This window comes from Chryseobacterium sp. FR054, from assembly GCF_056844565.1.
Map to the genome: position 1 here is coordinate 107,143 of NZ_JBXDSA010000008.1, position 8,860 is coordinate 116,002.

3 protein-coding genes are annotated in these 8,860 nt (G+C 41.0%); all 3 read left to right on the plus strand.

Annotated features, from left to right (window positions below; all coding sequences use genetic code 11):
- The first annotated feature begins 41 nt into the window (after positions 1–41).
- Positions 42–7,091, plus strand: coding sequence for a T9SS outer membrane translocon Sov/SprA (sov, locus tag AC106S_RS23425; protein ID WP_482442357.1), 7,050 nt, complete (start codon positions 42–44; stop codon positions 7,089–7,091).
- Positions 7,092–7,203: 112 nt separating this feature from the next.
- Positions 7,204–7,581, plus strand: a complete 378-nt coding sequence (gene gcvH, locus AC106S_RS23430) for a glycine cleavage system protein GcvH (protein WP_482442350.1) — start codon at positions 7,204–7,206, stop codon at positions 7,579–7,581.
- A gap of 25 nt (positions 7,582–7,606) precedes the next feature.
- On the plus strand, positions 7,607–7,933 hold the full coding sequence (locus tag AC106S_RS23435) for a VanZ family protein (RefSeq protein WP_482442352.1): 327 nt from the start codon (positions 7,607–7,609) through the stop codon (positions 7,931–7,933).
- Positions 7,934–8,860: the final 927 nt, after the last annotated feature.

Here is an 8,860-nt window from a genome sequence, read left to right on the forward strand (position 1 = left end):
ACAAGCGTCTTAAGATATTTTTGTTCCTGTCGTTCCTGTGCATGTCAGTAAGTGGCTTTGCGCAGCAGGTACGGGATACAGCAATTATAAAAAAGGAGTATCAGCTGGCCGATCCTACAAGGTATGAAGCCTATTACGATATAAAAACAGGGATGTATTTCATATATCCGAAAATCGGAAATATAATCACCGGTCCTCCCACAGCCATGTCCCCGGAAGAGTATAAAGAATTTATGATGGCAACCCAGACTAGGGCTTATTACAAGGAGAAATCGGATAAATACAACCTGCTTTTCCGCAAAGACAGGACTGATGCCCGAAGAAAAGGGCTCATTCCATCCCTGCTGATTAATAATAAGCTCTTTGAAACTATTTTCGGAAGCAATAAGATTGAAATCATTCCTTCGGGATACGCTTCTCTGGATTTTGCAGGACTCTACCAGAAAATAGACAACCCTTTGATTTTACCGCAGAACAGGACAAGTTTTACCTTTGATATTGATCAGAGAATACAGCTCGGATTATTGGGGAAAGTTGGAGAAAATCTTCAGCTGAAGGCCAATTACGATACCCAGAGCGGTTTTGCATTCGAGAACAGAATGAATCTTGTCTGGCAGGCAAAAGGAAACTGGAAAGATTTGCAGACCAAAGGCCTGGGAGATGTTGACAAGCCAAGTGCGGGAGGGGAAGATAAGATCATCAAAAGAGTAGAATTCGGTAACGTAAACATGCCGCTTTCAACAAGTCTTATCAGAGGATCCCAGTCTCTTTTCGGGATGAAAACTGAGTTCCAGCTTGGGAAAACCTATGGAACACTTGTGCTTTCCCAACAGCAGGGAGAAGCCAGAAATATTGTTGTACAGGGTGGTGGCGTCATGAATAACTTTAAAGTCAATGCCATTGATTATGAAGACAACCAGCACTTTTTCCTCGGACACTATTTCTTAAACCGTTACGATGATGCCCTGATGAACTATCCGCAGATCAATTCCACGGTGAATATTACCAGACTTGAGGTCTGGGTACTTGACCAGGGGAACAGCAATCTGGCATATCAGAAAAGTATCATTGGGATCAGGGATCTTGGAGATGGACCAGGCTTACCGGACAATTCTCAAAACGGATTGTATACAAACATTAACACAGCCATCGGAACTCCAAGAGATCCCGGGAAAAATTATGCTCCCACCTTTCAGGGACAGGTTTTTCCGGGAAGTACAGAAGCTTACGACAATGGCGAACATTTTATCTTCAATACCAAAGCGAGAAGACTTAATTCCAACGAATATACACTGCAGCCTCAGCTGGGATACATTTCATTAAACCAGAAACTAAATGACAACCAGCTTTTAGCGGTTTCCTATTCCTATACAGACGGTTCTAATAAAGTATATAAAGTAGGGGAATTTTCAGAAGAAAGTCCCGTTCTGGTAACTAAAGTACTGAGAGTAAATAACAGGGTGAATGTAAATTCTCCAATGTGGGACCTGATGATGAAGAATATTTATTCACTTGATGCAGGACAGGTGGCACAGGATGGATTTATTCTTAACGTTTTATACAGAGATCCAAAAACCGGAGGTAAAGTAAATTACCTTCCGGGAACACCGGTAGCAGACAAAAACTTGTTAAAGTTGCTAAACTGGGATCGCCTCAATATGAATGGTGACCTTCAGAACAGCGGCGGAGTTTTGGGAGACGGTATTTTTGACTTTGTCAGCGGAATTACCATCAGACCTGAAAACGGAAGAATTATCTTTACCAAAGTACAGCCTTTCGGAAGTTTCATGCAGAGCCAGGTCGGAAATGATCCGCAATTTGTTTTCACAGATCTGTATAAGCAGCAGAAACAGACTGCCACTGCAAGTAATCTTGCACAGCGTTATACTATGGAAGGTCGTTATAAAGGAACCCAGGGGCAGGGAATCTCTCTTGGAGCAGTAAATGTTCCACAGGGATCTGTAAAAGTTTCTGCCAACGGAGTACAGCTTACAGAAGGGGTAGATTACACCGTAGACTATATGCTCGGTACCGTAACTATCATTAATGAAAATGTGAAACAGTCCGGGCAGGCAATCAATATTTCATTAGAAAACCAGCTTACCTTTAATACCCAGAGAAAAAGATTTTTGGGATTAAATTTAGAAAGAAGATTCAGTGAGAATTTCATCCTGGGTGGAACGATTGTCAATTATTCGGAATCTCCGCTTACCCAGAAGGTCAACTACGGGCAGGAGGCTGTTAATAATACAATGGCAGGTATCAATATGATGTATAACAATCAGGTACCTTTCCTTACAAGATTAACGGATAAGATCCCATTGGTAAATACCGAAGCCCCATCCAATCTTAACTTCAAAATGGAAGCCGCCTATTTGCTTCCGGGATTAAATAAAGGAACGAACGACCAGTCGTATATCGACGATTTTGAACAGACTACCTCCAAAATATCTTTAAAAGAACCCGGAGCATGGAGCCTTGCCTCTAAGCCGGAGAAAAATTTACTGCCTCCTTTTAACGGGGTTCCGGCCAGTGATGATATATCTGCCGGGTACGGCAGAGGACTCTTATCCTGGTATAATATCGATCCGAGGTTCTGGGGAGTAGGAGGAAGGGCTCCGGCGGGGATCACGGCACAGTCCATGTCCAACCACGCATCCAGAAGGGTTCAGTATTCTGAAATTTATAATAACAGGGATTTTGTGGCCGGAGAGCAGACCTTCACCAATACCCTGGATATTTCTTACTTCCCGCAGGAAAAAGGTCCGTATAACGTGAACCCTAATGCAGAAGCTCCGGCCAGCAGATGGGCAGGGATTATGAGACCGATCAGTGTGCCGAACTTTATCACCTCCAATATAGAATATGTGGAATTCTGGATGATGGATCCATATGCCGATGGAAATACCTTAGGATCGTCTCCAGCCAATCCGCCAAGGCTTTTACTTCACTTAGGAAACGTTTCCGAAGATATTCTGAAAGATGGAAAAATGCAGTATGAGAACGGTCTTCCGACAGCGGGGGCTCCTTCTACAACCACTACATCCAATTGGGGAATTCAGCCTAAACAGCCACCTATCCTTTATGCATTCTCCAGCGAAGGAGACGACAGGAGAGCACAGGATCTTGGGTATGACGGTTTAAGCTCAGAACAGGAATCTTCAAAATTCGGAAATACTTTCATAAACCCGGTAACCAATCTGGTAGATCCTGCGGTAGATGACTTTGTATTCTATATGTCTGAAAAATTCACAGGAAGCCAGGCTGCCTCTGTTGTTCAGCGATATAAATACTTCAGAAATCCGGAAGGAAACTCTCAGGCCAATTCACTGGAAGTAGCTTCACAGACACCGGATGCAGAAGACATCAACAAAGATTATAATCTGGACCAGACCGAAAGCTATAATGAGTATGTTGTAAAACTTGATCAGGCCAGTCTTGCATTGGGAGAAAACAATATCGTAGACGTTAAAACAGTAAAAGCTACCTTCCAGAACGGGCAATCTTCAGATGTAAAATGGTACCTTTTCAGAATCCCGGTTTCTAAATATGCTGAAACAAATGCTGAAGGTGCAAAAGATCCATCAGTGCTTAACAATGTAAGGTTTGCCAGATTAATGCTGGCCGGATTTGAACAGACCTCTACTTTAAGGTTTGGTACAATGGATCTGGTAAGATCAGACTGGAGAAAGTATCCTAGAAATATTGCAAAATTTGTAGATGAAACCAGTACTAGCCCTGTTCCTGTACCTGATCCTGGAACGAATGAAGGCAGTATGGATGTTAACACAAACAGCTTTGATGTAGGAAGTGTAAATATTGAGGAAAATGCATTAAACCAACCTCCTTATGTATTGCCTCCTGGAATCGACAGACAGGTATTAAGCGGAAATGCAGGAGCTCAGCGACAAAATGAAGCATCTTTATATCTGAAAACAGATCAGCTTGCAAGTAATGAAGCCAGAGGGGTTTTCAAAAATACATCCCTGGATATGAGAAGATACAAGAAACTGAAACTTTTTGTACACGCTCATGATCCTTCCCCTAATGGAGGAAGTAATAACGGACAGATAGATCCCAAAACCAGATTCTTTATCCGTTTTGGTAGTGATGCTACGGATAACTACTATGAATATGAAGCAGCATTGAAATTAACGGATAAGACGGCAACTGCACCTATGGATATCTGGCCGTTTGAAAATGATGTAGATTTTGAAATACAAAATTTTGTTGATGCTAAAATTCGGAGAGATAAAAGTTCGCCAAATAATATTATTGACAGAATATTGGATCCTTCATTTGGTGATGAGTTTAAGAAAATTTATATCAAAGGGCGTCCGAGTTTAGGAAATATTACCACCATAATGATAGGGATAAGAAATGCAGGAGATAGAGGAGGTACTGCAATTACGAGAGTTCTGTGGGTTAACGAAATCCGTCTTTCTGAAATCGAAAATGACGGCGGATATGCAGGAAATGCCAGCTTAAACTTTAATCTTGGAGACTTTGCAACGGTGAATACCAGTGCCTCTTATACTTCGGTTGGATTCGGAAATATCGATTCTAAACCGGCGGAGAGAACCCAGTCTACCCAATCGGCTTTCAGTATCAATACGGCAATTAATGTAGATAAGTTCCTTCCGGAGAAGAGCGGAATGAAGATTCCTTTAAACTACTCCTATTCACAAACTATTGAAGATCCTAAGTATAACCCTCTGGATACCGATGTAGCGTTTAATAAGGCAGCCAATAAAGAGCAGCTGAAAAAAGTAGCGAGAACCTATACGCAGCAGAGAAGTATCGGGGTGGTGAATATGCATAAAGAAAGAATGAACCCGAATAAGAAACCGAAATTCTATGATATTGAAAACGTTTCTGTAACTGCCGTATATAACGATGATTATTTCAGGGATATTTACACATCCAGAAATTACAGACAGTATCTGAGAGGATATGTTGATTATAATTATACCTTCAAACCGTGGGTGATCAAACCTTTCAATAAGATGATCAGCGACACGGCAAAATCAACCAAATACCTGAGATGGGCTAAAGAATTTAACTTCAATCCAATACCTACAAGATTGTCTTTCAGAACGGAAATTGACAGAAATTATAACGAACTGGAGTTCAGAAATGTTGAAGCAATCTTAAGCGGTAATACAGGAAGCAGCTTCGATGCGATCAAAAACAGGAACTTCTATTTTGGATGGCAGTACGGATTAGGATTCAACTTCACAAAATCGTTGAAACTGGAAATCAATTCCGCTACAAGAACTCTTAACGATCATATTGATGTGAATACGATGGATGATAAATCCATCTTTGGAAATGTATTCAGAGCAGGAAGACCGGTATTGTACAACCACAGGGTACAGCTGAACTATAAACTTCCGTTCCAGTATCTTCCGTATCTTGATTTCATCAATGCGGAACTGGGGTATGGGTTTACCTATAACTGGAATGCAAGGTCTACTGCACTTCTTGCCAGTCCTGAAGGAAGTCTTGGATCGGTAGGGCAGAATACCAATGTAATCCAGGCGACAGCAACTGCGGATATTCCGAAATTCTTCAGCCAGTTCAAGTATTTTAAAAATATCAATACAAAACTTCAGAAACGTAAGCAGGAGATCGACTCCCTGAATAACGTGTATACCCAGCAGTGGGAGAAAAAGAGGTTCAGGTATAAAAGCTATAAGTTCAAGAATAAGCTGACCCCTCTTCAGAGTGCAGCATTCTTCCTGACCTCTTTCAAACAGCTGGATATTAATTATTCCGAAAATAACGGAACAGTACTTCCCGGCTTACTTTCTGCGCCGAACTGGTACGGTTACGGGCAAACGCTTGGAGGTCCAAGTATTGGATTCCTATTGGGATCTCAGGCTGATATCAGAAGAACAGTTCTTGAGAATGGTTGGGTAAGTGATTCTCCTTACATGACGGATCCTTATATAAGAATGTCAACCCGGGAACTGAGAGCCAATTTACAGATTGTACCGATCAATGATTTCAGAATAGATCTGAGTGCATTGCATAATTATAACAGAAATTTCTCCCAGTCGGGATTCAATAACAGGAATAATCTGGCAACAAGAAATCATGATTATGTATTTGCCAATGATCTGGTGACTTATTCTAATTCCGTAGTTCTTCTTAAAACCTCATTCAAGCAGAGTGAAGCTATTTATCAGGCGATCAGGGAAAATGCAAGAGAACTTTCTCAGCAGCTGGGTGGTCCTGATGCCGTATTAACAGATGGCTTTGCGGAAGGATACAGTATCGCCAATGCTTATGTGCTGATACCGGCATTCAGAGCGGCTGTTGAAGGAAAATCTGTAAAACAGATAGGAAATGCCAAAAAAGCAGGACTTCCTATTCCAAACTGGAGACTGACCTATTCAGGGTTGAGAAATATTCCGATCATTAACGGGCAGTTTTCCAAGTTTGATATACAGCACGGCTATACGGCAACCTATACTGCGGCAGGAGTTCAGTCGAGTATTGATTATTTTAACAGCCTGACTGCAAGACTTACCGATCCGAATGCAGTATTTGATGTGAACCGTGATTATATCAATCCGTTTACATTCTCACAGGTGGGTTATGTAGAATCATTCTCTCCGCTTATCGGAATAGATGTTACCATGAGAAATAATATGCAGTTTGGTATCCAGTATAACAAAAACAGAATGTTATCGCTGGGGCTGGTAAACCATACCCTTACTGAAGACTCCAATACGGAATATGTCGTAAGACTTGGCTATATCGTGAAAAACTTCAGATTAGGAATGGCCAATACCAGAGGAAGCAGAGGAAAAGGTGCTGACCTTAATATCAGGGGTGATATCTCGTTAAGGGACAGTAAAACCTCCATTATGAATATCCTGCTGAACGACTCACAGGTAACAGGAGGGCAAAAACTCATGAATATCAAGCTTTCCGCAGACTATAATGTTTCTGAAAACCTGAACCTGAGAGTCTTCTACGAACAGATGACCTCAAAGTATAAGATCTCAACAGCGTTCCCGCTGTCTACCATAAGAGCCGGACTCTCCGCAACGTTTACGTTTGGCGATTCAGGCGGTTTTTAGAAAGAAAATCAATTAAGCTCAGATGTCCTTCAATTTTGAAGGACATTTTTTATACCGGATATTTGAAGCTAGTATAATTTTGAATACATTTGTACAAAATAAAAATTAAAAAATGAACACACCATCAGAATTAAAGTACACTAAAGATCACGAATGGATCAGGATTGAAGGAAATGTTGCTACGATTGGTATTACAGATTTTGCACAGGGAGAGCTTGGCGATATCGTGTATGTAGATGTAGATACAGTAGATGACGATCTTGAAGGAGGAGCAGTTTTCGGAAGTGTAGAAGCGGTAAAAACGGTTTCAGATCTATTCTTGCCTATTGCAGGAAAAGTGATTGAGTTCAATTCAGACCTTGAAGATCAGCCTGAACTGTTGAATTCTGATCCTTATGGAAACGGATGGATCATCAAATTGGAAATTGCTGATGGAGCAGATCAGTCTGAATTGCTTTCTGCAGAAGAATACCAGGCTGTCATTGGATAAAATTTCGAAAATATTTAGTAAGATATTGCCCATTTATTGGGCATTTCTTACTTATATGCTTCTCAAACCCGGACAGGAGAACCAGGAATACTGGTTCATGTTCAATGGTATTGATAAAGTTCTGCACCTGAGTATATTTGGAGCGCTGGGCTTTTGTTTCATAGCCACCTTTCCCCGTATAAAATTTTCCTACTACATTCAGATCATGCTGATCTATGCCTTTCTTACCGAGATCCTTCAGGAAGAAATGGGGCTGGGCAGATCTATGGAAACCCTCGATATCGTAGCCGATACCATAGGTTGTCTTTTGGGGTACTATATATATAAAGCATTACTCAGGCGGTTTTTCTGAAGACTTTGATCCCTGATTGCTCCGTTTCTGAATAATTGAGTTCATCAGGAGCTTTTTCCCGCTCTCCGCTCTTACTCCTCACGCCATGCTTTGCCCCTTCATTCCTTTTGCTTTTCCGGTTCCGGCTGCGGGGTAACCGCTGCGATCGGGGCTAGGGTAGGGTATATTGTATCATAATCAGTCTGCCTGCACCTCTTTTCTCAATTATTTTTCAATAGCAGCAAAACCTATCCTCCAGCCTTCTTATCATAAAGTCGTTTCACACAGACATAAAAATTCTGCTTCATAGCCTATACCTTATATATATAATATGAGCACCAAAGAACATTCATAGAATATTATCCTTAATCAATATTGAATATTCTCCCTCCTTTATTCAATAGATAACGTGCTTTAACCCATTTAAAAAATATTCCTCCCTTCATCCTGCCTCCGTAACCCCCCCGCATTAAAAATCTTCCGCATAGACTGATGTAGAAAACACCCCCTTGTCTTACCCTGCTAAAGTTTACGTCTTTGTTTACCTTAAAAACACATACGCTGTTATTCATCTTTGTATGGCTTTACGCTTAATAAAAATCCATCAATAATTTTCCCGATCCCGCCATCCATTCCTATCTTATTTTCCATCAAACCCCAGGCATATCCTCAGTGTATTTTCATCCCGCCGGCTCTTTATCAACCTGTTCATAACCTGAGCTGATGATCAACCCTTTCATTGTGGATAACTCCGGATGTTCTGTAAAGTGCATAAAATAAGATCATTACATGTTATAGTTATCCACAATGCATCATTAGTATAAATTTTATGTTAACTCAACTTGTTTTGCGTTATAATAAGTTGTTATCTTTGCCCCACTGAAAACGAGAGTTGCTCAGTAAGCGCAGAAGACATTAATAATACTCTATAATTAAGCAAAGACATCT

What these genes read in the sequence shown, in the direction of transcription:
- gcvH (WP_482442350.1), top strand. Translation starts at nt 7,204, where the DNA reads ATGAACACACCATCAGAATTAAAGTACACTAAAGATCACGAATGGATC.
- sov (WP_482442357.1), top strand. Translation starts at nt 42, where the DNA reads ATGTCAGTAAGTGGCTTTGCGCAGCAGGTACGGGATACAGCAATTATA.